Origin of the sequence: Acidovorax benzenivorans, assembly GCF_028680575.1 — a bacterium.
Taxonomy (GTDB): Bacteria; Pseudomonadota; Gammaproteobacteria; order Burkholderiales; family Burkholderiaceae_C; genus Acidovorax; species Acidovorax benzenivorans.
On sequence record NZ_JAPCKI010000001.1, the window covers coordinates 698,784 to 724,498 of the forward strand.

27 protein-coding genes are annotated in these 25,715 nt (G+C 65.7%); 16 read left to right on the plus strand and 11 right to left on the minus strand.

Going from position 1 to position 25,715, the window contains the following annotated elements:
- The first annotated feature begins 61 nt into the window (after positions 1-61).
- Positions 62-1,741, plus strand: coding sequence for a long-chain-fatty-acid--CoA ligase (locus OIN59_RS03245; RefSeq protein WP_274107059.1), 1,680 nt, complete (start codon positions 62-64; stop codon positions 1,739-1,741).
- A gap of 116 nt (positions 1,742-1,857) precedes the next feature.
- Positions 1,858-2,610 carry a 5'-methylthioadenosine/adenosylhomocysteine nucleosidase gene (locus tag OIN59_RS03250; RefSeq protein ID WP_274107061.1) on the plus strand — a complete coding sequence of 251 codons (753 nt, stop codon included), beginning with the start codon at positions 1,858-1,860 and terminating at the stop codon, positions 2,608-2,610.
- Between the two features lie 199 nt (positions 2,611-2,809).
- On the opposite strand, the gene corA is transcribed toward OIN59_RS03250, so the two are convergent.
- The 5 genes from corA to OIN59_RS03275 form a co-directional block, all read right to left on the minus strand.
- Positions 2,810-3,796 (minus strand): magnesium/cobalt transporter CorA, encoded by a 987-nt coding sequence (gene corA, locus OIN59_RS03255; protein WP_274107063.1) that lies wholly within the window; start codon positions 3,794-3,796, stop codon positions 2,810-2,812.
- A 223-nt stretch (positions 3,797-4,019) separates the two neighbouring features.
- Positions 4,020-4,874, minus strand: a complete 855-nt coding sequence (locus tag OIN59_RS03260; protein WP_274107065.1) for a uracil-DNA glycosylase family protein — start codon at positions 4,872-4,874, stop codon at positions 4,020-4,022.
- A gap of 51 nt (positions 4,875-4,925) precedes the next feature.
- Entirely contained in the window at positions 4,926-5,426 is a 501-nt protein-coding gene (rimI, locus tag OIN59_RS03265; RefSeq protein ID WP_274107067.1) for a ribosomal protein S18-alanine N-acetyltransferase, read from the minus strand.
- Between the two features lie 21 nt (positions 5,427-5,447).
- Positions 5,448-6,161 (minus strand): tRNA (adenosine(37)-N6)-threonylcarbamoyltransferase complex dimerization subunit type 1 TsaB, encoded by a 714-nt coding sequence (tsaB, locus tag OIN59_RS03270; protein WP_274107068.1) that lies wholly within the window; start codon positions 6,159-6,161, stop codon positions 5,448-5,450.
- Between the two features lie 46 nt (positions 6,162-6,207).
- Positions 6,208-7,188 carry a DMT family transporter gene (locus tag OIN59_RS03275; protein WP_274107070.1) on the minus strand — a complete coding sequence of 327 codons (981 nt, stop codon included), beginning with the start codon at positions 7,186-7,188 and terminating at the stop codon, positions 6,208-6,210.
- A 77-nt stretch (positions 7,189-7,265) separates the two neighbouring features.
- Between OIN59_RS03275 and dacB the strand changes: the two genes are divergently transcribed.
- From dacB to OIN59_RS03300, 5 genes are all read left to right on the plus strand, one after another.
- Positions 7,266-8,738 (plus strand): D-alanyl-D-alanine carboxypeptidase/D-alanyl-D-alanine endopeptidase, encoded by a 1,473-nt coding sequence (gene dacB, locus OIN59_RS03280; protein WP_274107073.1) that lies wholly within the window; start codon positions 7,266-7,268, stop codon positions 8,736-8,738.
- A 75-nt stretch (positions 8,739-8,813) separates the two neighbouring features.
- Positions 8,814-9,083: a SemiSWEET transporter gene (locus tag OIN59_RS03285; RefSeq protein WP_274107075.1), complete on the plus strand. Its 270-nt coding sequence runs from the start codon at positions 8,814-8,816 to the stop codon at positions 9,081-9,083.
- Positions 9,084-9,216: 133 nt separating this feature from the next.
- Complete coding sequence (locus OIN59_RS03290) at positions 9,217-10,515, plus strand: lipase family protein (RefSeq protein WP_274107077.1); 1,299 nt, start codon at positions 9,217-9,219, stop codon at positions 10,513-10,515.
- Positions 10,516-10,679: 164 nt separating this feature from the next.
- Entirely contained in the window at positions 10,680-11,822 is a 1,143-nt protein-coding gene (locus OIN59_RS03295) for an SGNH/GDSL hydrolase family protein (protein WP_274107079.1), read from the plus strand.
- A 26-nt stretch (positions 11,823-11,848) separates the two neighbouring features.
- A complete protein-coding gene (locus OIN59_RS03300; RefSeq protein WP_274107081.1) occupies positions 11,849-12,535 on the plus strand; it encodes an OmpW/AlkL family protein in 687 nt (228 codons plus the stop codon).
- Positions 12,536-12,620: 85 nt separating this feature from the next.
- On the opposite strand, the gene OIN59_RS03305 is transcribed toward OIN59_RS03300, so the two are convergent.
- The 4 genes from OIN59_RS03305 to purE all read right to left on the minus strand — a co-directional run bounded on the left by OIN59_RS03305 (position 12,621) and on the right by purE (position 16,340).
- Positions 12,621-13,574 carry an SGNH/GDSL hydrolase family protein gene (locus OIN59_RS03305; RefSeq protein WP_274107083.1) on the minus strand — a complete coding sequence of 318 codons (954 nt, stop codon included), beginning with the start codon at positions 13,572-13,574 and terminating at the stop codon, positions 12,621-12,623.
- A 74-nt stretch (positions 13,575-13,648) separates the two neighbouring features.
- The gene (locus tag OIN59_RS03310; RefSeq protein ID WP_274107085.1) at positions 13,649-14,665 is read right to left on the minus strand and encodes an L-threonylcarbamoyladenylate synthase; all 1,017 of its coding nucleotides are present in this window, start codon (positions 14,663-14,665) and stop codon (positions 13,649-13,651) included.
- A 14-nt stretch (positions 14,666-14,679) separates the two neighbouring features.
- Positions 14,680-15,849 (minus strand): 5-(carboxyamino)imidazole ribonucleotide synthase, encoded by a 1,170-nt coding sequence (locus OIN59_RS03315; RefSeq protein ID WP_274107087.1) that lies wholly within the window; start codon positions 15,847-15,849, stop codon positions 14,680-14,682.
- Positions 15,846-16,340 carry a 5-(carboxyamino)imidazole ribonucleotide mutase gene (purE, locus tag OIN59_RS03320; protein ID WP_274107090.1) on the minus strand — a complete coding sequence of 165 codons (495 nt, stop codon included), beginning with the start codon at positions 16,338-16,340 and terminating at the stop codon, positions 15,846-15,848. The genes OIN59_RS03315 and purE overlap by 4 nt, the downstream gene beginning before the upstream one ends.
- Before the next feature lie 161 nt (positions 16,341-16,501).
- On the opposite strand from purE, the gene trxA reads away from it, so the two are divergent.
- Positions 16,502-17,410, plus strand: coding sequence for a thioredoxin (gene trxA / locus OIN59_RS03325; protein WP_274107091.1), 909 nt, complete (start codon positions 16,502-16,504; stop codon positions 17,408-17,410).
- Between the two features lie 76 nt (positions 17,411-17,486).
- Here the strand turns inward: trxA and OIN59_RS03330 are convergent, their stop codons facing one another.
- On the minus strand, positions 17,487-18,407 hold the full coding sequence (locus OIN59_RS03330; RefSeq protein ID WP_274107093.1) for a phosphoribosylaminoimidazolesuccinocarboxamide synthase: 921 nt from the start codon (positions 18,405-18,407) through the stop codon (positions 17,487-17,489).
- 218 nt (positions 18,408-18,625) lie between these two features.
- Here OIN59_RS03330 and OIN59_RS03335 point away from each other — a divergent pair, with 218 nt between their 5' ends.
- The 4 genes from OIN59_RS03335 (at position 18,626) to hprK (ending at position 22,026) form a co-directional block, all read left to right on the plus strand.
- Positions 18,626-19,855, plus strand: a complete 1,230-nt coding sequence (locus tag OIN59_RS03335) for an MFS transporter (RefSeq protein WP_274107095.1) — start codon at positions 18,626-18,628, stop codon at positions 19,853-19,855.
- Between the two features lie 244 nt (positions 19,856-20,099).
- Positions 20,100-20,435, plus strand: coding sequence for a ribosome hibernation-promoting factor, HPF/YfiA family (hpf, locus tag OIN59_RS03340; RefSeq protein WP_274107097.1), 336 nt, complete (start codon positions 20,100-20,102; stop codon positions 20,433-20,435).
- 113 nt (positions 20,436-20,548) lie between these two features.
- On the plus strand, positions 20,549-21,016 hold the full coding sequence (locus OIN59_RS03345) for a PTS sugar transporter subunit IIA (protein ID WP_137749207.1): 468 nt from the start codon (positions 20,549-20,551) through the stop codon (positions 21,014-21,016).
- 53 nt (positions 21,017-21,069) lie between these two features.
- A complete protein-coding gene (gene hprK / locus OIN59_RS03350; protein ID WP_056068067.1) occupies positions 21,070-22,026 on the plus strand; it encodes an HPr(Ser) kinase/phosphatase in 957 nt (318 codons plus the stop codon).
- A gap of 172 nt (positions 22,027-22,198) precedes the next feature.
- Here the strand turns inward: hprK and fur are convergent, their stop codons facing one another.
- Positions 22,199-22,618, minus strand: coding sequence for a ferric iron uptake transcriptional regulator (gene fur / locus OIN59_RS03355; RefSeq protein WP_274107103.1), 420 nt, complete (start codon positions 22,616-22,618; stop codon positions 22,199-22,201).
- Positions 22,619-22,707: 89 nt separating this feature from the next.
- Between fur and OIN59_RS03360 the strand changes: the two genes are divergently transcribed.
- The 4 genes from OIN59_RS03360 (at position 22,708) to OIN59_RS03375 (ending at position 25,594) form a co-directional block, all read left to right on the plus strand.
- The gene (locus tag OIN59_RS03360) at positions 22,708-23,271 is read left to right on the plus strand and encodes an outer membrane protein assembly factor BamE (RefSeq protein WP_274107105.1); all 564 of its coding nucleotides are present in this window, start codon (positions 22,708-22,710) and stop codon (positions 23,269-23,271) included.
- A gap of 63 nt (positions 23,272-23,334) precedes the next feature.
- On the plus strand, positions 23,335-24,174 hold the full coding sequence (gene dapB / locus OIN59_RS03365) for a 4-hydroxy-tetrahydrodipicolinate reductase (protein ID WP_274107107.1): 840 nt from the start codon (positions 23,335-23,337) through the stop codon (positions 24,172-24,174).
- A gap of 182 nt (positions 24,175-24,356) precedes the next feature.
- Positions 24,357-25,148, plus strand: a complete 792-nt coding sequence (locus OIN59_RS03370; RefSeq protein WP_274107109.1) for a MotA/TolQ/ExbB proton channel family protein — start codon at positions 24,357-24,359, stop codon at positions 25,146-25,148.
- Entirely contained in the window at positions 25,145-25,594 is a 450-nt protein-coding gene (locus OIN59_RS03375; protein WP_274107111.1) for an ExbD/TolR family protein, read from the plus strand. The genes OIN59_RS03370 and OIN59_RS03375 overlap by 4 nt, the downstream gene beginning before the upstream one ends.
- The last annotated feature ends 121 nt before the right edge of the window (positions 25,595-25,715 follow it).

The following is a 25,715-nucleotide window of genomic DNA, read 5'->3' on the forward strand; positions in this document are numbered from 1 at the left end:
GTGCTGAAAAGCGTCGGCGTGCTTTCTGGCCCCCCATAAAACCTATCAGGAGACAACCCCAATGACCGACCGCCCGTGGCTGGCCGCCTATCCACAAGGTGTGCCCGCAGACATCGACACCACGCAGTACAGCTCCCTTGTGGCGCTGATGGATGAGGCGTTCAAGAAGTACGCCAACCGCGTGGCCTACAGCTTCATGGGCAAGGACGTCACCTATGCCCAGACCGATTCGCTCTCCAGCGCGTTTGCTGCCTATCTGCAGAGCCTGGGCTTGGTCAAGGGCGACCGCGTGGCCATCATGATGCCCAACGTGCCGCAGTACCCTGTGACCGTGGCGGCCGTGCTGCGCGCCGGGTTTGTGGTGGTCAATGTGAACCCGCTCTACACCCCGCGCGAGCTGGAGCACCAGCTCAAGGATTCGGGTGCCAAGGCCATCGTCATCATTGAGAACTTCGCTACCACGCTGGAGCAGTGCATTGCGCACACGCCCGTCAAGCATGTGGTGTTGTGCGCCATGGGCGACCAGCTGGGCCTGCTCAAGGGTGCGCTGGTCAACTATGTGGTGCGCAACGTCAAGAAGATGGTGCCCGCCTACAGCCTGCCCGGTGCGGTGCGTTTCAATGACGCCGTGGCCCAGGGCACACGGGGTACGCTCAAGAAGCCCGATATCAAGCCCGACGACATCGCGCTGCTGCAATACACCGGTGGCACCACGGGGGTGAGCAAGGGCGCCGTGCTGCTGCACCGCAACGTGATCGCCAACGTGCTGCAGTCCGAGGCCTGGAACGAGCCCGTGATGAAGAAGGTGCCAGCGGGCGAGCAGCCCACCAGCATCTGCGCGCTGCCGCTGTACCACATCTTCGCGTTCACCGTGAACATGATGTTGAGCATGCGCACGGGCGGCAAGACCATCCTGATCCCCAACCCGCGTGACCTGCCTGCAGTGCTCAAGGAACTGTCCAAGCACACCTTCCACAGCTTCCCGGCCGTCAACACGCTGTTCAACGGCCTAGCCAACCACCCGGACTTCAACACCGTCAACTGGAAGAACCTCAAGGTCTCGGTGGGCGGCGGCATGGCGGTGCAGGGTGCTGTGGCCAAGCTCTGGCTCGAAAAGACGGGCTGCCCTATCTGCGAAGGTTATGGCCTGTCGGAGACCAGCCCCTCTGCCAGCTGCAACCCCACCACCAGCACCGAATACACCGGCACCATCGGCGTGCCATTGCCCAGCACCTCCATGAAGCTGCTGGATGACGACGGCCGTGAGGTCACCACGCTGGGCGAGCCGGGCGAAATCGCCATCAAGGGCCCGCAGGTGATGGCGGGCTACTGGCAGCGCCCCGATGAAACCGCCAAGGTCATGACCGAAGACGGCTACTTCAAGTCGGGCGACATCGGCGTGATGGATGCGCGCGGTTACTTCAAGATCGTGGACCGCAAGAAGGACATGGTGCTGGTCAGCGGTTTCAACGTGTACCCCAACGAGGTCGAAGAGGTGGTGGCCAACTGCCCCGGCGTGCTCGAATGTGCCGTGGTGGGCGTGCCCGACGAAAAGACCGGCGAAGCTGTGAAGCTCGTGATCGTGAAGAAGGACCCTGCGCTCACCGAGGCGCAGGTCAAGGAGTTCTGCCGCCGCGAACTCACGGGTTACAAGCAGCCCAAGGTGATCGAGTTCCGCACCGAGCTGCCCAAGACGCCCGTGGGCAAAATCTTGCGCCGCGAGCTGCGCGACAAGAAGTGACGCGGCCTCTGGCACGCCACAATCCCCAGGCGGCTTCGGCCGCCTTTTTTGTGACCGCGCGGCGATGCTGACGCGGGTGTTTTGTGGCCCGATGACATGACCAAGAGGACCTTTGCATGAGCACTGCCATTCTGAGCGCGCTGCCCGAAGAACAAAGCTCGCTGGTGCAACAGCTGGCGCACCCGCAGCGGCTGATGCACGCAGGCCGCGCGTTCTGGCGCGGGGAGCTGCATGGCCGCCCGGTGGTGCTGGCGCTGTCGGGCATTGGCAAGGTGGCGGCTGCCACCACAGCCACGGCGTTGATCGAGCGCTTCAACGTTGCGCGCATCGTCTTCACCGGCGTGGCCGGTGGCGTGGGTGATGGGGTCCACCGGGGCGATGTGGTGGTGGCCCAAGACTATGTGCAGCACGACATGGATGCCTCGCCGCTGTTCCCTCGGTGGGAGCTGCCGGGATACGCACGCACCCGCTTGGCGTGCGATCCGGTGCTGACTGCTATGCTTTTGGAAGCTGCCAACCTATGCATTACTAGCGCAAGCAGCCTCTGGGGCTTGAAAAATACCCATGGGGGTGCCCACCAGGCGCACCAGGGCCTGGTGGCCAGCGGCGATCGTTTTGTGTCCACCGCACAAGAGTCCGAGCGCCTGCGCACCGCCCTGCGCGCGGCCGGGCACGATGTGCTGGCCGTGGAGATGGAGGGTGCCGCCGTCGCCCAGGTGTGCCATGACTACAGCCTGCCCTTTGCCGCAGTGCGCACCATCTCCGACCGGGCCGACGACGCAGCCCACGGCGACTTCGCCCAGTTCGTGCAGACCGTGGCCAGCCGGTACGCCGAGCACATGGTGCTGTCGTTTTTACAAAAACTATGAAATTGATAGCGGCTAAGGCATGTTGCACTAGCGCTTGCGGCAGACTTTCCCTCTAAAGAGGACTCCGGCGCATATCCCATTGGCCACAATGCTCTAAAACCGGCGCGACGCGTCTACCAGCGCCACCGCGGAACCGGCTTTGCCGGGCCGCTGGAGGCGTCCCCCCTCGGGGGGGAGGGCGCGCAGTGCCACAGGGGGGCTACTTCAACCAGCCCCGCTTGCGGAAGTACCACATCGGCCCCAGCGCACTGGCCAGCATCAGGCCCAGTGCATACGGGTAGCCCAGCGACCAGTCCAGCTCGGGCATGAACTTGAAGTTCATGCCGTACACGCTGGCGATCAGTGTGGGGGGCAGCAAGGCCACGCTGGCCACCGAGAAGATCTTGATGATCTTGTTCTGGTTGATGTTGATGAAACCGACCGTGGCGTCCATCAAGAAGTTGATCTTGTCGAACAAAAACGCCGTGTGGTTGTCCAGTGACTCGATGTCGCGCAGGATCTGGCGTGCCTCCTCGAACTGCTCGGAGTTGAGCATCTTGGAGCGCATCATGAAGCTCACGGCGCGGCGCGTGTCCATCACGTTGCGGCGGATGCGGCCGTTCAAGTCTTCCTGGCGGGCGATGGCGCCCAGCACCTCGCCGGCCAGGGCGTCGGTCACGTCGCCGGCCAGCACCTGTTTGCTGACTTTCTCCAGCTCGTCGTAGATGTTCTCCAGCGTGTCGGCCGAATACTCGGCGTCGGCATCGAACAGCTTGAGCAGCACTTCCTTGGCATCCTCGATCAGGCCGGGCGCGCGGCGTGCACGCATGCGCAGCAGGCGGAACACGGGCACGTCTTCATCGTGGATGGAAAACAGCACGCCCCGGCTTTTCAGGTTGGTGTTGTGCTGGTTCAGGATGAAGGCCACGCGCACCGAACGTGGGTCTTCGTCGTCATCGATCAAGAAGTCGCTGCGGATGTGCAGCTCGCCGTTGTCTTCTTCGTAGAAGCGGGCGGATTCCTCAATGTCCTCGTCCATCGCATCCTCGGGGATAGACAGGCCGTAGTGCTGCTTGATCCAGCGTTTTTCTTCGAGGGTGGGGGCTTCCAGGTCCACCCAGATCGGCTGGAAGCGGGTCAGTTCTTCCAGGGACTCGATTTCTTCCTGGAACAGCCGACCATTGGCGAGCGTAAAGATGTTGAGCATGGGCTCACTCCCTTGTTTTTGGCGTCTGCGGTGTGGGGGGTAGGGGTGCTTTCAACCCCTCAGCAGTCAAATACGCCGGGGAGCTGAAAGCTACCAACTCGGGTAGGTTTCCAAGGAGCTGTCTCCGTAAAAAATAGGCAAGCGGCGGATTATGGCACCGGGCGATGGCTTCGCCGGTTCGGGGTGTGGCATGGCGTGGGGCCGGGGCCCCGCGAACAGACTCTCAGCTCCCGGCCTCGGCACTGCGCACCATGGCCAGCGCCCGGCACAGGTCGGCCCAGGCGGCGGCCTTGTTGTCCTGCGAGCGCAGCAAAAAGGCGGGGTCGTAGGTCACCACGGCCGGGCACCCGGCCAGCACATGCGGGCCCGCGCGCAGGCGGCCCAGGGGTTCGGTGCGGCCCAGCGCCGCACGCGCCGCCACGTGGCCCAGCACGAGCACCATGGCGGGCTGCAAGCGGGCCACGGTGTCGGCCAGGGTGGCCGGGATGTCAGGGCTGGCTTCGGTGCCCGGCGCAGACCGCTCCAGCGCGGCCAGGAACACGCGCGGGTGGCGGTGCAGTTGCATGGCCCGCAGCATGTTGTCGAGCAAGCGGCCTGCATCGTTGCCTGCATTGCCGCCAAGGGGGTCGGCGGGGGTCATGCTCTCGGCCACGATGAGCCAGCCCTTGCCCAGCCCGGTGGGCGTTTGTGCCGGGTCGGCGGCAGGGTAGAGCGCCTGCGCCGGGTGAAGCCGCAGGGCGGGCGTGACCGGGCCCGTGGCAGCAGGGGCAGGCGGTGCGGTGCGGCTGGTGGCGTTGACCGGCGGCGCCTGGGGGCGCTCGGTGGGCGTGGGGGCCGGTGCGTGTGCGTGTGCCTGTGGCTGTGGCTGTGGCTGTGGCTGTGGCTGTGGCTGTGGCTGTGGCTGTGGCTGTGGCTGTGGCTGGGCGCGCGGCGGCGCCACGGTGGGTGCTGCGACGGCGGCCACGGGGGCACTTGTCGGGGGCTGCTGGGGTGCCTCTATCGCCGGTGGCGGTCCCCACACGGTGACGCCCATTTCTTGCAGCATGGCGCGCTGTCGCGCATCGAGGTGGAGGCTCATACAGAAAGAAAACAGGCCATCAGTGGGTCAACAGGCACGGGGTGCGGGTGGTCAGAGGGCCAGGCTCATCACCACGGCGTCTTCGCGCTGTCCGTGCTCTGCGGGGTAGTAACGCTTGCGGTCGCCCACGCGGCGGAACCCGTGGGTCTGGTAGATCTGCTGGGCGCGCAGGTTGCTCACCCGCACCTCCAGCCACAGCCATTGTGCACCGCGCCCCCGTGACCACAGGGCCAGGGCGTCCAGCAGCACGCGGGCCCAGCCCTGGCGCTGGTATTCGGGGGTGACGGTGATGTTGAGCAGGTGTACCTCGTCCACCCCCATCATGGCCACAAAGTAGCCCAGCAGGTGCTCATCGGCCATCAGCAGCTGCGCCTCATAGCCAGACGCCATGGCGTCGGTGAAGTTGCCACGGGTCCAGGGGTGCGAATAGGCGCGCTGCTCCACGGCCAGCACGGCATCAAGCCGGGCCAGGGTCAGGGCCTCAAAGCGCGCCTCGGGGCGGTTTTGGCTGGCGTCGGACGGCGATGTGGAGGAGGTAGGCAGTGCACTCATGCTGAATTCGTTCACGCCTTCTCAGTGCGTGGCAGCCGCCTGTGCGGCGCGCAATGCGGCGCGTTCGGCGGTGGTTTGCGCCACTTTATCGCGGATGTAGCGCGGCAGGGCTTCGTTGGCGGCCACGGCCTGGCCTGCCGCGATCAGGGCGGGTGCCAGCCGCAGCAGGGCCGTGGCCGTAGGCAGGGCGGTGACATGTGGGGCGGTGGGGGCCAGTCGGTCGCCATAGGGTGCGCGGGCATTGCCTGCCACCGTCCAGCCGGTGGGAGGCTGCACCGATTCGGGCGCCCCCAGGCCAAAATCTTCGTCTGCGTGCCAGCGGGCTTCGGCGGGTAGCCATTCGCAGTGCGCGTGGTAGACCTCGTCCATGCGTGCATCCAGCACCGCCACCACCTGGGTGCAGCCGTGTTGCTGGCGCGCCTCCTCGGCCACGGCCAGCAGGGTGTCCACGGGCAATACCGGCACGCCCTGACCGCCCTTGGCACCAAAGGCCAGCCCCTGGGCCACGGCGCAGGCGGTACGCAGCCCGGTGAACGAGCCGGGGCCGCGCCCGAACACCACCGCATCCAGCGTGTCGAAGCTCAGGCCCGCCTGCGCCATCAGCCCACGCACGGTGGGGATCAGCGCCGCCGACGCCTGCGCTCCCCCCGGCCCCTGGTGCTGCCAGACCCCATCGCCATGCTGCACGGCGATGGAGAGGGTGTCGGTACTGGTGTCGAATGCAAGCAAATTCATGGGCAGGGTGTGGTGGTCTGTGGCGGCGCGGTCGGTGGATAGGCGCTCAGGAGGTGGCGGTGGCAGGGGCCGCCGGGGCCTGGCTTTTGCGCAGCACGCCCACGAGGATACCGGCGGTGACCAGCAACAGGCCAGCCACCAGGTTCCAGTGCATCGGCTCATCCAGAAAAATCACCGCCCCCATGGCCGACAGGCCAGGCACCAGGGCTGTGATCATGGTCGAGCGCACGGGCCCATAGTGCTGGATCATGCGCGTGAAGCCAATGCCTGAGACCACCACGGAGCCGCCGCCCTGGAACCACATCTGGAACGCGATCTCGCTCCACGGCGCTTGCGCCAGGTGGCTGGTGACCGCACCCAGCGAGACCAGCAGCGCATAGCTGGGCAGGTACACCGCGCAGGCAAATGCCGTGATGGCGATGGTGGCCTGTACCGCATCCACCGCATGGCGCCGCGCCAGCACGCTGTAGGTGGCCCAGGACGACGCAGCCAGCATGAACAGCAGGTCGCCCTTCCAGACGTCCCCGCCCGAAAACGCCGCCAGCAGGCTGCGCCCACCCACCAGCAGGTCGCCCGCCACGATCAGCGCCAGGCCTGCAGCGCGCAGCGGCGTGATGTGGTCGCGCAGCAGCCAGGCGGCCAGCAAAGCCGTCCACAGCGGCAGGCTGCCCGGCATGAGCACCGCCGCATGGGTGGCCGGTGCGTGGAAGAACCCTGCATAGGCCAGCAGCGCATACAACAGCCCGCCAAAGCTGCCCAGCAGCGCCGTGGTGCGCAGGGGCAAGGGCGAAATACCCGCCAGGCTGGAAGGCGGTGCCGAGGCCCCCAGTGCCGCCTGGCGCCGCCGCACCATCCACCAGCCCCAGGGCAGCAGCACCAGGCTGGCACCCATGATGCGCAGCAGCGCAATGTCGAACGGGGTAAGCGTGCGTTGGGCCGAAGCGCGGGCAATGATGATGAAGCCCGTCCAGATGGTGACGGTGACCACGGCCGCCAGCAGGCCGATGGTGCGAGGAGAAAAACGCATCGCGCGATTATCGGCGCCCGCTGCGTACCGTGCTGGCAGGGGCCGTGGGGCCTGCGGGTGGGCGATAGACTCCCGCCATGTTGTCTGTTTCTGCTCTCTGGCGCTGCCGTGCGCTGCGTGGTGTGTTGGGTTGGGCTGCCGTGTGGCTGGTTGTTGCGGGGGCGGCGGGTGTGGCGGGTGCGCAGACGGTGGCGCCAGCAACCGGCCCTCTGCCACCCGAGGTGGAGGCCGCGCTAGCCCGCGCCAAGCTGCCCCGGGAGGCCCTGTCGGTGATGGTGGTGGACGCTCAACCCGCTGGCAAGACCAGCCCGCGTCTTTCGCACCGCGCCCAGGTGCCCGTGAACCCCGCGTCGGTGATGAAGCTGGTGACCACCTATGCAGCGCTGGAGCAGCTGGGCCCCGCCTATGTCTGGAACACGCCGGTGTACGTGCAGGGTACTGTCCAGGACGGCAGCCTGCGGGGCAATGTCTATATCCAGGGCCAGGGCGACCCCAAGCTGGTCATGGAGCGACTGTGGCTGCTGATGCGGCGGTTGCAGGGCCAGGGCATCCAGGTCATCGTGGGCGACATCGTGCTGGACCGCAGTGCATTCAACGTGCCAGACCAGGACCCAGCACGTTTTGATGGCGAGCCGCTGCGGCCCTACAACGCCTCACCCGACGCCTTGCTGCTCAACTACAAATCGTCGGTGATGACCTTTGTGCCCGATGGGGCTGCGGGTCTGGCACGCATCCAGTACGACCCGCCTCTGGCCGGGGTGCAGCGCCAGACCACGGTGGCGCTGGCAGCGCCGGGCGCAGACTGCGGAGACTGGCGCACGGCCTTGCGGGCGGAGCTGTCCGACCCCTCCAGGGTGTCTTTCCAGGGCGTGTACCCCGCCGCGTGCGGCGAGCGCGTGTGGCCGGTGGCTGCGGCCGACCCGCGGGGTTTTGCGGCGCGGGCGGTGGAGGGCATGTGGCGCGAACTGGGGGGCAAGCTCACGGGCAGCGTGCGCGATGGCAAGGTGCCCACCGGCCTCAAGCCCGTGTTGGTTGTGCCATCGCCCACGCTGGCCGAGGTGGTGCGCGATGTGAACAAGTACAGCAACAACGTGATGGCGCAGCAGGTGTTTTTGACCCTGGCGCTGGAAAAGAACGGCGTGGCCACGTTCGACGGCGCCCGCGAGGTGTTGCGCCAGTGGTGGCAGGCCCGTGTGGGCGATGTGGATCTGCCACAGGTGGACAACGGCGCTGGGCTCAGCCGCGACGCGCGCCTGACCGCGCAGGCCCTGGCCCGCATGCTGCAGGTGGCCTGGGCCTCGCCCGTGATGCCCGAGCTGGTGGCGTCGCTGCCGATCTCCGGCGTGGATGGCACGCTGCGCCGCAGCCAGAGCCGGGCGGGCACCGCCCACCTCAAGACCGGCAGCCTGCGCGACGTGATGGCCATCGCGGGTTATGTGCATGCCGCCAGCGGGCGCCGCTATGTGCTGGTGGCGGTGGTCAATCATGCCAATGCAGGGGCTGCGCGGCCCGTGCTCGACAGCCTCATCGACTGGGCGGCGCGCGACTAGGGGCCGTCCGCACTGGCAGAAATAGTGTGAACAGGCCCTGGTGAATAATCAGCACTGCCCTGTGCCCTCCCCACCATGCAAACCCATGAACTGATCGGCTACCTGGCCGCCTGCCTGACCACCTGCAGCTTTGTGCCGCAGGCCCTGCACACCTTTCGCACGCGCGACGTGAGCGGTATCTCGCTGGGCATGTACAGCGTCTTTACGGTGGGCGTGGCGCTGTGGCTGGCCTACGGTCTGGCGCTCGTGGCCTGGCCCATCGTGGTGGCCAATGCCATCACGTTGGCCCTGGCGGGCACCATTCTGGGTATGAAGGTGCTGTACGGCGCGCGCCGTCCCGATTGATCGGGCCGGGAGGCCCCGGAGTGTTGTCGCTTAGGTGTCTGGCGACGCGTGGTCTCCCGCGTTATCCCCTATGGATGCTGCAGCGCAGGTGCGCGCACGATGCGTCGTTCTTCACTGACCGAGGTATCCATCCATGACCTATTTCCGCCTTACCTGTGTGGCCGCCGCTGCGGTCTTGCTTGTTGCCTGCGGTGGCTCCGACGACCCGGCACGCGGCGCGCTGATTGACCCTCCCGCCACACTGACCACGCTCACCGTGGCGCAGATCGATGCGGCCACGGCCAGCAGCGGCCTGCAGGCGCTCAGCGGCAAGGCCAAGTGCGATGTGAAGGTGGTGTCGCTGAACTATGCGACCGTGGGTGCCAAGAGTGGCGAGAGCACCAACGCCTCTGGCGTGATGCTGGTGCCGGCCGGTACTTGCACTACGGCCGCCCCGCTGGTGGCCTATGCCAAGGGCACCGATGTGCAAAAGCCCCGCACCCTGGCCAACCCGCAGGACAACGAAACCTTCCTGCTGGCGGCCATGTATGCCGCGCAGGGCTATGCCGTGGTGGCCACCGATTACCTGGGCTTTGCCAAGTCGGGCTACAGCTACCACCCCTATCTGCATGCCGATTCAGAAGCCACCTCGGTCGTCGACTCGGTGCGTGCCGCACGCAACGCGGCAAGCTCGGTGGGCGCCACGCTGTCGGGCAAGGTGATGTTCACCGGCTATTCGCAGGGTGGTCACTCGTCCATGGCCGCACAGCGCGCAGCCGAGCGGGACTATGGCACCGAATTCAACGTGGTCGCAGGCGCCCACCTGGCAGGCCCGTATAACCTGTCGGGCTCGCTGCGCATTCCAGACGCCATCGCGGGTGTGCAGTTCTTTGTGCCCTACCTCGTCACGTCCTGGCAGAAGGTCTATGGCACCGTCTACACCGACGTGAAGGACGTGTTCAAGGCACCGTACTCCGGCTACATCGAGAACCTGCTGCCCCACCCCACGCTCAACTACACCACCTTGGTGACCACGGGCACGCTGCCCTCGGGTACGCCCAACCAGGCGCGCGACGCACTGTTCCAGTCAGCGTTCACGACCGGATCGCAGACCAGCACCACCCACCCGCTGTACCTGGCCGCCAAAAAGAACGACCTGCTGGGCTGGACCCCCAAGGCGCGCGTGATGTTGTGTGGTGGCGTGGGTGACCCCACCGTGCCCCCTGCCGTGCACCAGTCCGTCATGAAGGCAGACTTTGACAGCCGTGGCGTGACCAACGTGACGTCCGTCGATGTAGACGCCGCCATTCAGGCCACTTATGGCCCCGGCGGCAAGGCACCGACCGACCCCAACTCGGCCGCGTTTGCCACCTACTACAGCAACTACCACGGCACCTATGAGCCGCCGTTCTGCCACGCGCAGGCCAAGGCGGTGTTCGATACCGTCAAGTGATCGGCCCAAGGCTTGTGTGAAGCGCCCAACGGGCTCACAGGCTTTTAGAACCCACCCCCTAAGCCCCACCGGTGTTTACCCGGTGGGGCTTTTTTGTTTTGGCGAATAAGATTTGCATGGAATAGCACGGTCGTTCTATTTTTACGATAACAGGAGTGATACCGATGGTTTTCCAGCGCAAGGCTTTGTGGGTTTCTTTGGCGGCAGCGTCGCTGCTGGTCGCGTGCGGAGGCGGCGGTGCCGACACCTCCCCTGTGGCGCCCATCAAGACCGTCAAGGTCATGGGGGACAGCATTGCCGATAGCGGCACCTTTGGCTTCAAGTTCACGGTGCAAGGCAGTGCGCCCACGGGCCCGTCGTCCACCCCCATCTGGCCCGAGCTGGTGGCCAGCAGCTACGGAAGCACGCTCTGCCCCCGCTATGTGTCCACCGGCAGCGCCTTCAACAACGCGGCGGGCTGCACCAACTACGCCATTGGTGGCGGGCGCATCAACAACTTCGCGGCACCCGCATCGCCTGCGTCCATCGTCAAGCAACTGACTGACGCAGGCGTCGACGGCTTCGGTGCGGGTGACCTGCTGCTGATTGACGGCGGTGGCAACGATGCCGCCGACCTCATCGGTGCCTACCTGTTGGCATCCAAGGACGGCGGTAAGTCCTTCGGCGCCCTGCTTTCCACTCTGCTGCCTGCGGCTACGGTCAGCGCTGGTCTGGCGGGCGGCGCCACGGGCCAGGCCCAGGTGGGCGGTGCCTACATGGTGGCGCTGGCTGACAAGTTCCACGACGCGATCGAAGCTAATGCCCTGAGCAAGGGCGCGCAGCGTGTGGCGGTGCTCAACATGCCGGCCATTGACAAGACGCCTCGCCTGCAGCACGTGCTTGGCGGCATCACGGCGTCAGCGGGCGCCGCAGCCAGTGCGCAGGTGCAGGGCCTGCTCAAGGCCTGGCTCGAAGCCTTCAACGCTCAGTTGGCCAAGCGTTTTGCGGGCAATAGCAAGGTGGTGGTCGTGGACTTCTACACCTCGTTCAACGACCAGATGGCCAACCCCGCGCAATTCGGCCTGACCAACGCCAAGAACACCGCATGTCCCATCACCGGAATGGGCGCTGACGGTCTGCCCACCTATACCTTCCCCACCTGCACGGCAACAGCCCTGTCGGCGCAGACTCCGCCCGCAGGCGCCACGGGCGGTGCGGACTGGTGGAAAACCTACGCGTTCTCCGACAGCTTCCACCCCACGCCGTACGGCCACCAACTGGTCAGCCAGCTGGTGTCGCGTTCGCTGGCCCGCGCTGGCTGGCTGTAATCGGCTGTTGAAGGGTTCACTACATCATGCAAACAAAAATCATCACCCCTTCCTTGATTGGTGCTGTGGCGGCACTGGTACTCACGCTGTCCGGCAGCGCCCAGGCGCAGACCGCAGGCAGCTGGCTGGTGCGGGCTGGCGTCACGCAAATTTCGCCGCAGGTCACCAGTGGCGACCTGTCAGCCCCCAGCTTCACCGGCACCAAGGTCGACGTGCGTGCCGACACGCAGTTGGCGGGTGGCGTTACCTACATGGTCACCGACCACTGGGCGCTGGACGTGCCGCTCGCACTGCCCTTCAAGCACGACGTCATGGGGGCGGGCGCCATCGGCGGTGTGGGCAAGATCGGCGAGGTCAAGGTGTTGCCCATGACCGTGTTTGCGCAGTACCGCTTTCTGGAGGCCAATGCCCGGGTGCGCCCCTATGTGGGCCTGGGCGTGACCTACGCCAAGTTCTTCAAGGAGCGGGGCACCGCCGCGCTGACCGGGCTGACCGGCGGCAACCCCTCGCGCCCCACCACGCTGAGCGCTGAATCGCGGTTTGGCCTGACGCCGCAAGTGGGCGTGAGCATTGCGCTGAACAATCAGTGGTCGCTGGACCTGGCGTACTACAAGACCTTTGTGAAGACACGCGACACGCTGTCTACCGGCCAGACCATCAACGTCAAGCTTAACCCCAACGTGGTGGCATTGGGCGTGGTGTATCGGTTCTGACCCCTACAAGGGGGCAGACCATCCGCCCACAAAAAAGGCCGCCCGGTGGGCGGCCTTTTGTTTTTGGCGCCTGAGTTGCGCCTGTTTACCAGCGTGCACGCAGGCGGTCGTAGGCGTAGGTGCCAAACTGGCGCTGGGCCGACGGCGTGAGGTACACGGTGTCGGCAAACACGAACGAGGTGACATTGGCACCCGACAGCAACGTAGAGGATGTGCACAGGGCCGAGTTGACCTGGCCCGCGCCAATGCCAATGCCGTTGGTGGCGTCCACCGACGTGCACACCGCTGCCGTGGAGTTGTTGAAGCCATAGTTGCCGGGCACGCTGGTGTACAGGTTCACGTAGTAGGCCGAGTCCACGTACAGCACGTTGGCGCCGAGGTCTACGATGCCTACGAGCAGGCCTTCGTTGAAGCGGCTGCTGGCGTTGGTCAGCAGGGCCTCGCGGCCGATGGTCTCGGCCCAGGGGGTCTTGCTCAGGTCGTAGGTGCCGGTCACCACCACATACTTGGCGCCTGCCGTCACCAGGCGGCGCACCTGCGCGGCCAGGTCTTCACCGGCCTTGCGGGCGGCGGCCACCATGGCGTCCTGGGTCTGGGTGCCCGCGTTCACAGCGGCCATTCCGGCGATCACGTCGCTGACGCCGCCGCTCACGATCACCACGTCGGTAGCCGCAAAGCTGCCACTGGCCAGAAAGGCATCGATTTGTTCGGTGACGGTACGGGTGCTGGCATTGCCTGCGGCGTCGGGCTTGGCGCTGACGCGGGCGTTGCCCGTGGCGTAGCTCAGGCCGCCTGCGGAGACCGGGGCGAGCGACTTGCCGTAGTTGGCCACCAGTTGCAGGGTCCAGTTGTTGACGCTGCCGTCATTGACCGTGTAACGCGAACCGTTTTGCCCCACATCGTTCATGGCGTCGCCGAACGCAATGAAGCGCTGGGGCGAGATGGCCGATTCGGTGGTGCTGGAACCGCAGGCCGCGAGCAACGCGGCCGACGCACATGCGGCGACCATGATGGTGCGGCGCATCCAATTTGCTGCCATGTATTTCTCCAGAAAAGTGGGGGTAGTTTAACGACGCAAAGTCAACGGATGTAAAGCGGCGCCATCGTGCCGGGTCAGGCGGCGGAGGCGCGCTGCAGGCGGTCGCGAACGCCCTCCCAATCGGGGCTGGCCGGAGGGGTCTCGATCCAGATCAGCTTCACGCCCTCGTCGTCAAACCCGCGTAGCACGGCGAACAGCTGCTGCGCCGTGGCCGCCGCGTCATCGGGCATGCGGCGCATGACCAGCCTGGAGGACTGGGTGCGCAGCGCCGCACGGGCATAGACCGCGATGCGGGCGGCATCAGCGCCCAGCAGGTCCAGGCTGGTCTGCAGCGCCTTCGCGTCCATCAGCCGCACCTTGGCGTTGGGGGCGTAGTGGGCCTCCAGCGTGCCTGAGGCGCGGGGTGTGGCCGTGGGGAATTCATCCTTGGACAGCGGGGCCATGCCGCAAGCCGCCGCAATCTGCGCCCGGGTAATGGCGCCGGGCCGCAGCAGCACAGGCACACCGCGCGTGCAATCCACGATGGTGCTTTCAATTCCCACGTCGCAGGGCCCGCCGTCCAGCACCAGCAGGTCGGCACCCAGCTCATCCTGCACATGCTGGGCGGTGGTGGGGCTCACGCGGCCAAAACGGTTGGCGCTGGGGGCTGCAACGCCCCACACGGGCGGGCCGCCAGCTTCGTTGCCATCGCCCGCAGCCGCGCAGGCCAGCAGCAGGGCGTGGGCCACGGGGTGCGCGGGGCAGCGCAGTCCCACACTGTCCTGCCCGCCGGTGGCGGCGGTGGCCACACCGGGCAGGCGCGGCAGGATGAGCGTGAGCGGGCCCGGCCAGAACGCATCGACCAGCTTCTGTGCGAAGTCCGGTACCGCACTGGCGAAATGCGCAATGCCCTCGGCATTGGCCACGTGCACGATCAGCGGGTGGTCGCTGGGCCGCCCTTTGGCTGCGAAGATTTGTGCCACAGCGGTATCGCTGCTGGCATCGGCCGCGAGGCCATACACCGTTTCGGTGGGCAGGCCCAGCAGGGCGCCGCCGCGCACAGCGCGCGCAGCGGTGGCGATGGCCTGGGAGTCGTTGCCGTCGAGAATCATGGAAACAGCCCGGCTCAGAAGGGCTCGATGCCCAGCAGCGCTGCTGCCTGCAGGGCCGTGGCGCGCGCAGCCTCGGGGGTGGCGCCGGTCACGTTGAGGTGGCCCATCTTGCGGCCGCGCTTGGCGTCGCGCTTGCCATACAGGTGCAGATGGGTGCCGGGCAGGGCCAGTACCTGGGCCCAGGGCGGGGTCTGCGCCGCGTCGCCGTGGGCAAACCACAGGTCGCCGAGCAGGTTCAGCATGACGGCAGCGCTGTGTTGGCGCGGCTGCGTCAGCGGCAGGCGGGCCATGGTGCGCACCTGCAGCTCAAACTGCGACACGTCGCAGGCGTTCTGGCTGTAGTGGCCGCTGTTGTGCGGGCGCGGGGCGATCTCGTTGACCACGAGGCTGTTGTCTTGCAGCACAAAGAACTCCACGCACAGCACACCTACATACTGCAGGCCTTCTGCTACAGATTTCGCAGCACTCACCGCTTGATCCACTAGCGCTTGCGGCAGATTTCCTTCATAAACCTCGGTCACGGCCAGGATGCCGTCGCGGTGCAGGTTGCGCTGCACGGGCAGGTGCACCATCGCCCCATCGGCACCGCGCGCCACGATGACGGAGCATTCCAGCTGCAGGGGCAGCATCTTCTCCAGCACGCAGGGCACCTGGCCCACGGAATCCCAGGCAGCGGCCAGCTCGGCGGGCGTCTTCACGCGCACCTGGCCCTTGCCGTCGTAGCCCATGCGGGCCGTTTTCAGAATGCCGGGAAGGAGGTCGGGCGACACAGCAGCCAACTGGTCTGCCGACTCGATCACGGCATACGGCGCGCAGGGCACGCCGCAGGCCACAAAGTGGGCCTTTTCCCGAGCGCGGTCTTGCGCCACAGAGACTGCGCTGGCGGCGGGTGACACGGGGCGCTGCGCAGCCAGGGCGGCCAGCGCGGCTGCGGGCACGTTCTCGAACTCGGTGGTCACCGCATCCGACAGGCGGGCCAGCTCGGCCAAGCCTTGCGGGTCTTCGTAGCCCGTCTGGATGTGGTGGTGGCTCACCAGCCCGGCGGGGCTGGTCGGGTCGGCGTCAAGCACGGCCGTGAAGTAGCCCATGGCCTGCGCCTGGTGCACAAACATGCGGCCCAGCTGGCCGCCACCCAGCACGCCCAGCGTCGATCCCGGCAGGAGGGGGTTGATGCTGGCGCTCATGCAGCGGGTGGCAAGGTCATGTTGCGGGCCACTTCCGTCTGCTCGGCACGAAAGGCTTCCAGGCGCTGGCGCAGTTCGGGGCTTTCGTTGGCCAGCAGGGCTACGGCAAACAGAGCGGCATTGGCCGCACCAGCGGTGCCGATGGCAAACGTCGCCACAGGGATGCCCTTGGGCATTTGCACAATGCTGTGCAGCGAATCCACCCCCTGCAGGTGGCGGCTGGCCACGGGCACGCCCAGCACGGGCACGGTGGTCTTGGCGGCGATCATGCCGGGCAGGTGGGCAGCGCCGCCGGCCCCGGCGATGATGGCCTTCAGCCCCCGGACAGCGGCGGCCTCGGCGTAGGCAAACATGTCATCGGGCATGCGGTGGGCCGAGACCACGCGGGCCTCATGGGCGATGCCGAACTGTTCAAGGATTTGCACTGCATGCTGCATGGTGTCCCAGTCGCTGCTGGAACCCATGACCACGCCGATCTGGATGGGTTTCATGGTGTGGAGGGTGCTGGCTGGCAGGCGTCGCCTGCTGTGCCGCTGTGGGTGGAACCCGCGATTTTACTTTTTGCGCCTCCCTTCCCGGCATGGGGCTGTTTCGATCGGCCAAAATAGCGCGCAAACTGTTTGTTCCACTGGTTCTAAGCCCCACACCAATCATGATTGACGTCACCGTAGAGAACTTTGAAGCCGAGGTGGTTGCCGCCTCGATGAACGTGCCCGTGCTGGTGGACTTCTGGGCGCCCTGGTGTGGCCCCTGCAAGTCGCTGGGCCCGGTGCTGGAGAAGCTGGAGACGGAGTATGTCGGCCGCTTCAAGCTCGCCAAGATCGACTCCGATCAGGAGCAGCAACTGGCAGGCATGTTCGGCATCCGCAGCATCCCCACCTGCGTGCTGCTGATGAACGGCCAGCCTGTGGACGGCTTCATGGGCGCTTTGCCCGAAGGCCAGGTGCGTGCCTTCCTCGACAAGCACGTGCCCACCGCCGAAGAAATGGTGGCCGAGGCGGAGGAAGAAGAGGCGCAGGAAGCACTGGCCGAGGGCGATACCGGCACCGCACTGGAGAAGCTGCAACATGCCGTCGTGACCGACCCAGCCAATGACGACGCGCGCTTTGACTACGTCAAGCTGCTGCTGCAGCTGGGGCGCGAGGACGATGCCAAGGTGGCTTTCGCCCCCGTGATCGCCAAGGCCGCCATGTCACGCAAGCTGGGCGCCCTCAAGACCTGGATGGATGCTCTTGATTTTGTAGCGTCTGGCGCATATGACGCCTCCGCTGAGGCCGGATTTGAGGCAAAAATTGCCGCGAACAAGCGGGATTTCGACACCCGCTATGCCCGCGCCCGCTGGCTCATCACCCAGCAGCGCTGGACCGACGCCATGGACGAGCTGCTCGAAATCCTCATGCGCGACAAGGCGTGGAGCGAAGAGATTGCCCGCAAGACCTACGTCGCCATCCTCGAACTGATCGAGGCGCCCAAGCCCAAGGTCGCCGAGGGCCAGATCCCGCCCGAAGACCCGGTGGTGGCCACGTACCGCCGACGGCTGTCGAGTGTGGTACTGAGCTGAAAAGGCGCATTTCCAAAGAAAAAGGCCCATCAAGGGCCTTTTTTATATGCGCGCAAACAGCTGACAGCTGTCCGGGTCAGCTCGTCAGCCGCTCCAGCGCCTCGCGGTACTTGGCGGCTGTCTTCTCAATCACCGCCTGGGGCAGGCGGGGCGAAGGCGCTGTCTTGTCCCAGGGCTTGCCGTTGACTTGGGCCTGCTCCAGCCAGTCACGCACAAACTGCTTGTCGTAGCTGGGAGGGTTCTCGCCCTTGGCCAGGGCTTCGGCATAACCTTCCACCGGCCAGTAGCGGGAGCTGTCGGGCGTGAGCACCTCATCCATCAGTACCAGCGCGCCATCGGGGGCCAGGCCGAACTCAAATTTGGTGTCGGCAATGATCATGCCCTTGGCCAGGGCGATCTCGGCGGCGGCCTTGTAAATGGCAATGCTCAGGTTGCGGATGCGGGTGGCCAGGTCCAGACCGATCATTTCTACCGTGCGCTCGAAGGTGATGTTCTCATCGTGCTCACCCATGGCGGCCTTGGCGGCGGGCGTGTAGATGGGCTCGGGCAGCTTGGCGGCGTTGGTCAGGCCTTCGGGCAGGGGCACGCCACAGACCGAGCGCGACTCCTGGTATTCCTTCCAGCCGCTGCCAGCCAGGTAGCCGCGCACCACGGCTTCGACCGGGATGGGCTTGAGGCGCTGCACCAGCATCGAGCGGCCTCGGATCTGGGGGGCCTCTTCGGGGCTCACCACGCTCTCGGGGGCGTCGCCTGTGAGGTGGTTGGGGCAGATATGCCCAAGCTTGTCGAACCAGAACAGGGCCATCTGCGTGAGCAGCTCACCCTTGCCGGGAATGGGCTCGCCCATGATGACGTCGAATGCCGAGAGGCGGTCACTGGCCACCATCAGGATGCGGTCGTCGCCCACGGCGTAGTTGTCGCGCACCTTGCCGCGTGCCAACAGGGGCAGCGAAGTCAGGGCCGAAGTGTGCAGGGCGGTGGAGCTGGGCTGGGTCATGGTGTCGGTGTGGGCGGTGGGTATCCGCTGCGGGCAGTCCGAAGAACGTAGGGGGAGGGGGTGCGACAGGTGAGGCCTGGGCGCAACCCTCGGATTTTACGCGCCGGTCTGGAGCGCGTCGGTTTCCCAAGGGAATGCGGCGGCAGGGGGGCGCGCCGGGTATGCATGCGGCACACTGGGCGGCCCTGAACCTGCCTGGGCCTTCACGGCCGTCTGCTGTGTCTTCTCCTAACCCTGAGATTTCTCCCCGCCGCGAGCTGTGGCTGCTGCTGACGCTGGCAGGCATCCAGTTCACCCACATCCTCGACTTCATGATCATGATGCCGCTGGGGCCGCAGCTCACGCAGCTGTTTGCGATCAGCGACGCGCAGTTTGGCTTGCTGGTGTCGGCCTATACGTTGTCGGCCGGGGCGTCAGGCCTGCTGGCTTCGACTTACATCGACCGCTTAGGGCGCAAGCGGCTGCTGTTGGTGCTCTATGGCCTGTTCGGACTGGCGACGCTGGCCTGCGGCCTTGCGCCCACCTACGGCACGCTGATGGTGGCGCGCATTCTCGCGGGGACTTTTGGTGGCGTGCTGTCTGCCCTGTCGCAGACCATCGTGGCGGACGTGGTGCCCTTTGAGCGGCGCGGCCGTGCCATGGGCATTGTGATGACGTCGTTCTCTGTGTCCACGGTGGCGGGTGTGCCCCTGGGCCTGATCCTGGCAGCGTATGGAGGCTGGAATCTGCCGTTCATTGCGATTGCTGCGATGGTGGGTGTGCTGGCTGTGCTGGCTGCGCGCACGATGCCCGCCATGACGGGTCATGTTCAGGCTGCCAATGGTCGGTCTGTGTTGGGCGGCATCAAGCAGGTGCTGGCCGACGGCAATCACCGCTGGGCGTTTTTGTTCTCGGCGTTGCTGATGTTTACGGGTTTTACCGTGATCCCCTACATCACCATCTACATGCAGACCAATGCTGGCGTGCGGGCCGATCAGGTGCCGTTGGTGTACCTGTGTGGCGGGGTGGTGACCTTGTTCACGGCGCGACTGTTCGGGCGCATGACCGACCGGAATGGCAAGGTGCTCACTTTTCGGTGGCTGGCTCTCGCGGGGCTTCCCTGCATCCTGGGCATCACCCTTGTGCAGGGGTTGCCGCTGTGGGGCGTTTTGGTGGTGTCCACGCTGATGTTCACCTTTGTCAGTGGCCGCATGATCCCGGGCATGGCCATCATTGCCTCGGCGGCGCATGCGCCTTTGCGGGGGACCTTCATGACCTTGAATGCCTCCGTGCAATCGGCTGCGATGGGGGTGGCGTCTTTTGTGGGCGGGGTCTTGATCAGCCGCGATGCGCAGGGGCTGGTACAGAACTACTGGGTGGCTGCACTGGTGGGGATCAGCGCCAGCGCGCTGTCAATGTTGGTGGCGGGGCGCCTGCAGCTGCACGGTGCGACGCCGTCTGCCCGATGAAGTTTGCCCTGGGGCTGTGCCGGCAAGCTGGCGCTCTCTGAGCCAACCCATTGTGCGCGCTTTTCGGGCGCTTGGCACCTTGCCGGGCATAACCCAGCGGCCTGCGGCGGTATGGGATTGCATTTCGGGGAGGGCGGGGGCATAGTGAACCCACGACGTCAACAACAGATGCATCCAAGTCCGCCGAGCCGCTCCTCTGATCCAGGACGGCGTTTTTCCACCGAGAGCCACAGGAGACTTATTTATGAACTTGACGATCAGCGGTCACCACCTCGAAGTTACTCCCGCCTTGCGCAGCTACGTCACCACCAAGCTGGATCGGATCACCCGCCATTTTGACCAAGTTGTCGATGTCAAGGTACTGCTGACGGTAGAGAAGCAAAAGGAAAAGGAAAAGAGACAGCGAGCGGAATGCAACATCCACGTCAAGGGCAGCGACCTGTTTGCCGAAAGCTCCCACGCCGACCTGTATGCAGCCGTGGACGAGCTGGTCGATAAGATGGACCGCCAGGTGGTGCGCCACAAGGACCGTTTGCAAGACCACCACCACGAAGCCGTCAAGCGCGAACTGCACGCTTGATGCGCCAGCCCTGAGCCTGGCACAGCAGCCGCCCCTCTTGGGCGGTTTTTTTGTTGCCTGGCGTGCCGCGCTCAGGGTTTTCGCCAATATGTGCATAATTGTTACCCTTGACCATGAACCGACTCGCCTCCATCCTGCCCTCCGCTCAAGTGCTTGTGAGCGTGGACGCCACCAGCAAGAAGCGTGCTTTTGAAGAAGCGGGTCTGCTGTTCGAGAGCCAACACGGACTCTCCCGGGCGCTGATCACCGACAGCCTGTTTGCCCGCGAACGCCTGGGCTCCACGGGGTTGGGTCATGGTGTGGCCATTCCCCACGGGCGCATCAAGGGCCTCAAGGCGCCGATGGCGGCTGTGTTCCAGCTGCTCAACCCCATCGGGTTCGATGCGCCGGACGAGTTGCCGGTGGGCCTGCTGATCTTTTTGCTGGTGCCTGAGGCGGCCACGCAAAAGCACCTGGAAATCCTCTCCGAGATTGCCGAGTTGCTCAGCGATTCGGCCTTGCGTGAAAAGCTCAAGGCCTGTACCGATGCAGCCGAACTGCACGGCATGATCGCAGGCTGGCAGTCCACCCAAGCGGCCTGAGCAATCTCCTCCTCCCCCCGCCGTTCGCGCTGCGCACTCCTGACTGACCTGCCGTGAAGCCCAATGTTGTCAGTGCCGATGTCCTTTTCGAGGAATTCCGCGGCCCCCTGAAGTGGGAATGGGTGGCGGGCCTTGGTGCCTCCGAGCGCCGTTTTGATGAAGTGGCCGTGCGCTCCGCGCGGTCCGGGGCCGATCTGGTTGGCTACCTCAACTACATCCACCCTTACAGGGTTCAGATTCTGGGTGAGCGCGAAATTGCCTACCTGAGCAACGCGTCCCCCGACGATTGCAAGCGCCGTATTGCCCGCATCGTGACGCTGGAGCCCCCAGTGCTGGTGCTGGCCGACAACCAGACCGCGCCCGATGCGCTGGTGTCGATGTGCGAACGTGCGCAGATTCCGATGTTCTCCACGCACGAGTCGTCGGCGTTTGTTATCGACGTGCTGCGCGCCTACCTGTCCAAGCACTTCGCTGATCGCACCACCATGCACGGCGTGTTCATGGATATCTTGGGCCTGGGCGTGATGATCACCGGCGAATCAGGCTTGGGCAAAAGCGAGCTGGGCCTGGAGCTGATCTCGCGCGGCAACGGCCTGGTGGCTGACGATGCGGTGGATTTGTTCCGCATCAACCAGACCACCATCGAAGGCAAGTGCCCCGAGCTGCTGCAGAACCTGCTGGAAGTGCGCGGCATTGGTCTGCTCGACATCCGCGCCATCTTTGGCGAGACGGCCGTGCGCCGCAAGATGCGCCTCAAGCTCATCGTGCACCTGGTGCGCAAAGAGACTCTGGAGCGCGACTACGAGCGCCTGCCCTACGAGCCGCTCACCCAGGACGTGCTGGGTGTGCCCGTGCTCAAGGTCGTGATCCAGGTGGTGGCCGGCCGCAACATCGCCGTGCTGGTCGAGGCTGCCGTGCGCAACACCATCCTGCAGTTGCGCGGCATCGACACCTACCAGGAGTTCGTCGAACGCCATCGCCGCGCAATGGAACGCGACACGGGTGGCTAGTCTGCTCTGTATTTGATAGCTGCTGGCGCTTGATGCGCAAGCGCTGGAGGTCGATTTCCCCCCCTAAGCCGTTGAAGTCGGCGCGATCAAGGAACAATGCACCCGTGGAACCGGCTTTACCGGGCCACCAGGTGCGACCCCCTTGGGGGAAGGCGCACAGCGCCTCAGGGGGTTAGCCCTTCTTCGCGCAGCCGGCGCACTGCCCGTAGAGGGCCATCGTGTGGTCCTGCACCAGCCAGCCTTTGGCCTTGGCCACGGCATGCTGCCTCTTTTCGATCTCGGGGTCATAGAACTCTTCCACCTTGCCGCACGAGGTGCAGATGAAGTGGTCGTGGTGCTGCCCCTCGTTGAGCTCGTACACCGCCTTGCCGCTCTCGAAGTTGCTGCGGATCAGGATGCCGGCCTGCTCAAACTGCGTGAGCACCCGATATACAGTGGCCAGGCCGATGTCCGAGCGCTCCTCCAGCAGCACGCGGAACACGTCTTCCGCCGTCATGTGGCGCTGCGCACCCTTCTGGAAAATCTCCAGAATCTTCAGGCGGGGCAGCGTGGCTTTGAGTCCCGTGCTTTTGAGTTCGTCGATATTGGTCATGGCTGGCTCTTTCGGGGGCGGGCAACAGCCTCCGGGGCTGGAGGGGCTGCCGCTACAATGGGACGATCATATCCTTTGGCCTTTTACCCATGCCCGTCCAAGCCCGTTACAGCGCCCGTCTGGGCCTGGTTGTGTTGATCGGTGCCAGCATGGCCGCCCTGACCGGTTGCGGCAGTCTGGATGGTGCCAGCAGCCGCATCGCCAGCATCGTCAAGCCCTACCGGGTGGACGTGGTGCAGGGCAACTTCGTGTCCCGCGAGCAGGTCGAAGCCCTGCAGCCTGGCATGAGCCGCCAGCAGGTGCGGGAGATTCTCGGGACGCCCCTGGTCACCAGCCTGTTCCATGCGGACCGCTGGGAGTACGTGTTCACGCTCAAACGCCCTGGCGAAGAGATCCAGACCCGCAAGCTGACCGTGTTCTTCAAAGGCGATGGCCTGGAACGCTCCGAAGGCGATGAAATGCCGACCGAAACCGAATTCGTCGCCACGCTGGGTGGGCGCGACGGTGCCAAGGGCAAGGCGCCGGTGCTCGATGCCACGCCGGAGCAACTGGCCAAATACCCGGTCAAGGAACGCACCGCACCGGCCGCCGCAGCAACGCCTGCGCTGCCTGCCACCACCAGTTACCCGCCGCTCGAAGCGCCTGCGCGCTGACCCCTGCGGCTTGGCCGCGCGCCTGGTGCGTTCGCGGCCCTTTCATTGAACAGGATATTTTTCATGACCGCGACTTCTTCGCCAGCGGCCCCCGCTGCATCCCCTCTTCGTGTGGCCGTTGCTGGTGCTTCGGGCCGCATGGGGCGCATGCTGATAGAGGCCATTCGCGCCAGTGACGACTGCGTACTGGCCGGTGCACTGGACGTAGCCGCCAGCCCTGCCATCGGCTCTGACGCCACCGCCTTTCTGGGCTACGCCAGCGGCGTGGCCATCACGGCCGACGTGGCGGGCGGCCTGAAGAACGCCGAGGTGCTCATTGACTTCACCCGTCCCGAAGGCACGCTGGCCCACCTGGCCGTATGCAGCCAGCTCGGCGTGAAGGCCGTCATTGGCACCACCGGCTTCACCGATGTGCAAAAAGCCGAACTCGACGCCTACGCACAGCGCACCGCCATCATGTTCTCGCCCAACATGAGCGTGGGTGTAAACGTCACGCTCAAGCTGCTGCAAATGGCCGCCAAGGCCATGGCCACGGGGTACGACATCGAGATCATCGAAGCCCACCACCGCCACAAGGTCGATGCGCCCTCGGGCACTGCGCTCAAGATGGGTGAGGTGATTGCCGAGGCCCTGGGCCGTGACCTCAAGGACTGCGCCGTGTACGCCCGTGAAGGTGTCACCGGCGAGCGTGATCCCTCCAGCATCGGTTTTGCTGCCATCCGTGGTGGCGACATCGTGGGCGACCACACCGTGCTGTTTGCGGGCATTGGCGAGCGCATCGAGGTCACGCACAAGTCCTCCAGCCGGGCCACGTATGCGCAGGGTGCCTTGCGTGCCGTGCGTTTCCTGGCGGCCCACAAGACTGGCATGTTCGACATGTTCGACGTGCTGGGCTTGAAGTGAGGCAACCCCCTGTGGCGCTTTGCGCCTTCCCCCTTCTCTCGAATTGCTGCGCTATTCGGGATGGGGGACACCGCCAGCGCGGCGGGGCGGCCTTTGCGCGGCGGTCGCTGGCATGGGCCGCATGCGGTTTACCCTCTCTGGGCGACGCAGGGTGCCCTGACCACTTGAGAAGGGGTTGATGTATGGACGCCCTCCACTGGTGGCGCCAGGGCGATGCCGTCACGCAAAGTGCAGCCCTGGTCTTGCTGACCATGTCGGTGGCGAGCTGGGTGGTCATGGTGTGGAAGCTGCGGCTCATGCGGCGCGCCAGTGTCGATGTGGCCCGCTGCACGGCCGCTTTCTGGCAGGCGCCCTCGCTGGCCCTGGCGCAGCAGCGTTTGCAGTCTTTTGACAGCGATGCGCTAGTGCTTCCTTTGGTGGTTGCTGCAAATTCAATAGCAAATCACGAAGGCGACGTGGCCCAGCCAACGCTGGCTACGGCGGGTAGCCTGTCGCAGCGGCTCACGCGGGTGCTGCGCGACGCCCTGCACGACGTGCTGGGGCGCTTGCAGTTTGGCCAGGTGTTGCTGGCCACGGTGGGCTCCACAGCGCCGTTTGTGGGGCTGCTGGGCACGGTGTGGGGCATCTACCATGCGCTTACCGCCATGGCTGGCGCGGGGCAGATCACCATTGACCGTGTCTCCGGCCCCGTGGGTGAGGCCCTGGTCATGACGGCTGCCGGGTTGGCCGTGGCGATCCCTGCCGTGCTGGCCTACAACGTGTTTGGCCGCCTGATCGGCCGCATCGAGGCCGACCTGGAAGGGTTTGCGCGTGATCTGCGCGAGCTGGTCATCGACACGGCGCCCGTCCAGAGTTTGGCGGGCACCGCAGAAGGCCTGAGCAATGCGAGCCGACCCGCTGCCGGGCCGCCCCAAGGCGGGTCAGCCCCCTTGGGAGGCAGCGAACCACGCGCAGCGGGGAGCGTGGGGGCATGAGTTTCGGACGACTCGAGCGCACCACCGGGCCGCAGCCCATGAGCGACATCAACATGACGCCCCTGGTGGACGTGATGCTGGTGCTGGTGGTCATCTTCATCCTCACGGCACCGCTGCTGGCCAGCTCCATCCGGCTGGACCTGCCGCGTACCGAAGGGGCGACGCCCGGTGCAGCACCGCAGTTCGTCACGCTGGTGGTGGACGCCTCCGGGCAGGTCTACCTGGATGACCAGCCCCTGTCGCAAGCCGCGCTGGCAGAGCGCCTGCGCAGCGTCGGCGCCGAGCGGCCAGACACCGAGGTGCAGCTGCGCGCTGATGCGTCTGTACCTTACGGTCGCGTGGTCGAGGTCATGGGCGCAGCCCACCTCGCAGGGCTGCAGCGCATCGGATTTGTGGCCGAGCCTTCTGCCTCTGGCACCCCGCCCGCCCCCGCCAAGGCACCCTGAAGCGGCGGTAGGCCTGAGCGCGAGGGCCGCTTATTGCCGCACGGTCTGCCGTATTGCGCGGCCGCAGCCCGTGGGCGATGCCTGACCGCCTAAAATCCCTGCAGCGCGGCCCTGCGGCTGC

Excerpts from the sequence above, each read along its gene's own strand:
- OIN59_RS03245 (WP_274107059.1), top strand. The coding sequence starts at position 62 with ATGACCGACCGCCCGTGGCTGGCCGCCTATCCACAAGGTGTGCCCGCA.
- OIN59_RS03250 (WP_274107061.1), top strand. The coding sequence starts at position 1,858 with ATGAGCACTGCCATTCTGAGCGCGCTGCCCGAAGAACAAAGCTCGCTG.
- corA (WP_274107063.1), bottom strand. The coding sequence starts at position 3,796 with ATGCTCAACATCTTTACGCTCGCCAATGGTCGGCTGTTCCAGGAAGAA.
- OIN59_RS03260 (WP_274107065.1), bottom strand. The coding sequence starts at position 4,874 with ATGAGCCTCCACCTCGATGCGCGACAGCGCGCCATGCTGCAAGAAATG.
- rimI (WP_274107067.1), bottom strand. The coding sequence starts at position 5,426 with ATGAGTGCACTGCCTACCTCCTCCACATCGCCGTCCGACGCCAGCCAA.
- tsaB (WP_274107068.1), bottom strand. The coding sequence starts at position 6,161 with ATGAATTTGCTTGCATTCGACACCAGTACCGACACCCTCTCCATCGCC.
- OIN59_RS03275 (WP_274107070.1), bottom strand. The coding sequence starts at position 7,188 with ATGCGTTTTTCTCCTCGCACCATCGGCCTGCTGGCGGCCGTGGTCACC.
- dacB (WP_274107073.1), top strand. The coding sequence starts at position 7,266 with ATGTTGTCTGTTTCTGCTCTCTGGCGCTGCCGTGCGCTGCGTGGTGTG.
- OIN59_RS03285 (WP_274107075.1), top strand. The coding sequence starts at position 8,814 with ATGCAAACCCATGAACTGATCGGCTACCTGGCCGCCTGCCTGACCACC.
- OIN59_RS03290 (WP_274107077.1), top strand. The coding sequence starts at position 9,217 with ATGACCTATTTCCGCCTTACCTGTGTGGCCGCCGCTGCGGTCTTGCTT.
- OIN59_RS03295 (WP_274107079.1), top strand. The coding sequence starts at position 10,680 with ATGGTTTTCCAGCGCAAGGCTTTGTGGGTTTCTTTGGCGGCAGCGTCG.
- OIN59_RS03300 (WP_274107081.1), top strand. The coding sequence starts at position 11,849 with ATGCAAACAAAAATCATCACCCCTTCCTTGATTGGTGCTGTGGCGGCA.
- OIN59_RS03305 (WP_274107083.1), bottom strand. The coding sequence starts at position 13,574 with ATGGCAGCAAATTGGATGCGCCGCACCATCATGGTCGCCGCATGTGCG.
- OIN59_RS03310 (WP_274107085.1), bottom strand. The coding sequence starts at position 14,665 with ATGATTCTCGACGGCAACGACTCCCAGGCCATCGCCACCGCTGCGCGC.
- OIN59_RS03315 (WP_274107087.1), bottom strand. The coding sequence starts at position 15,849 with ATGAGCGCCAGCATCAACCCCCTCCTGCCGGGATCGACGCTGGGCGTG.
- purE (WP_274107090.1), bottom strand. The coding sequence starts at position 16,340 with ATGAAACCCATCCAGATCGGCGTGGTCATGGGTTCCAGCAGCGACTGG.
- trxA (WP_274107091.1), top strand. The coding sequence starts at position 16,502 with ATGATTGACGTCACCGTAGAGAACTTTGAAGCCGAGGTGGTTGCCGCC.
- OIN59_RS03330 (WP_274107093.1), bottom strand. The coding sequence starts at position 18,407 with ATGACCCAGCCCAGCTCCACCGCCCTGCACACTTCGGCCCTGACTTCG.
- hpf (WP_274107097.1), top strand. The coding sequence starts at position 20,100 with ATGAACTTGACGATCAGCGGTCACCACCTCGAAGTTACTCCCGCCTTG.
- OIN59_RS03345 (WP_137749207.1), top strand. The coding sequence starts at position 20,549 with ATGAACCGACTCGCCTCCATCCTGCCCTCCGCTCAAGTGCTTGTGAGC.
- fur (WP_274107103.1), bottom strand. The coding sequence starts at position 22,618 with ATGACCAATATCGACGAACTCAAAAGCACGGGACTCAAAGCCACGCTG.
- OIN59_RS03360 (WP_274107105.1), top strand. The coding sequence starts at position 22,708 with ATGCCCGTCCAAGCCCGTTACAGCGCCCGTCTGGGCCTGGTTGTGTTG.
- dapB (WP_274107107.1), top strand. The coding sequence starts at position 23,335 with ATGACCGCGACTTCTTCGCCAGCGGCCCCCGCTGCATCCCCTCTTCGT.
- OIN59_RS03370 (WP_274107109.1), top strand. The coding sequence starts at position 24,357 with ATGGACGCCCTCCACTGGTGGCGCCAGGGCGATGCCGTCACGCAAAGT.
- OIN59_RS03375 (WP_274107111.1), top strand. The coding sequence starts at position 25,145 with ATGAGTTTCGGACGACTCGAGCGCACCACCGGGCCGCAGCCCATGAGC.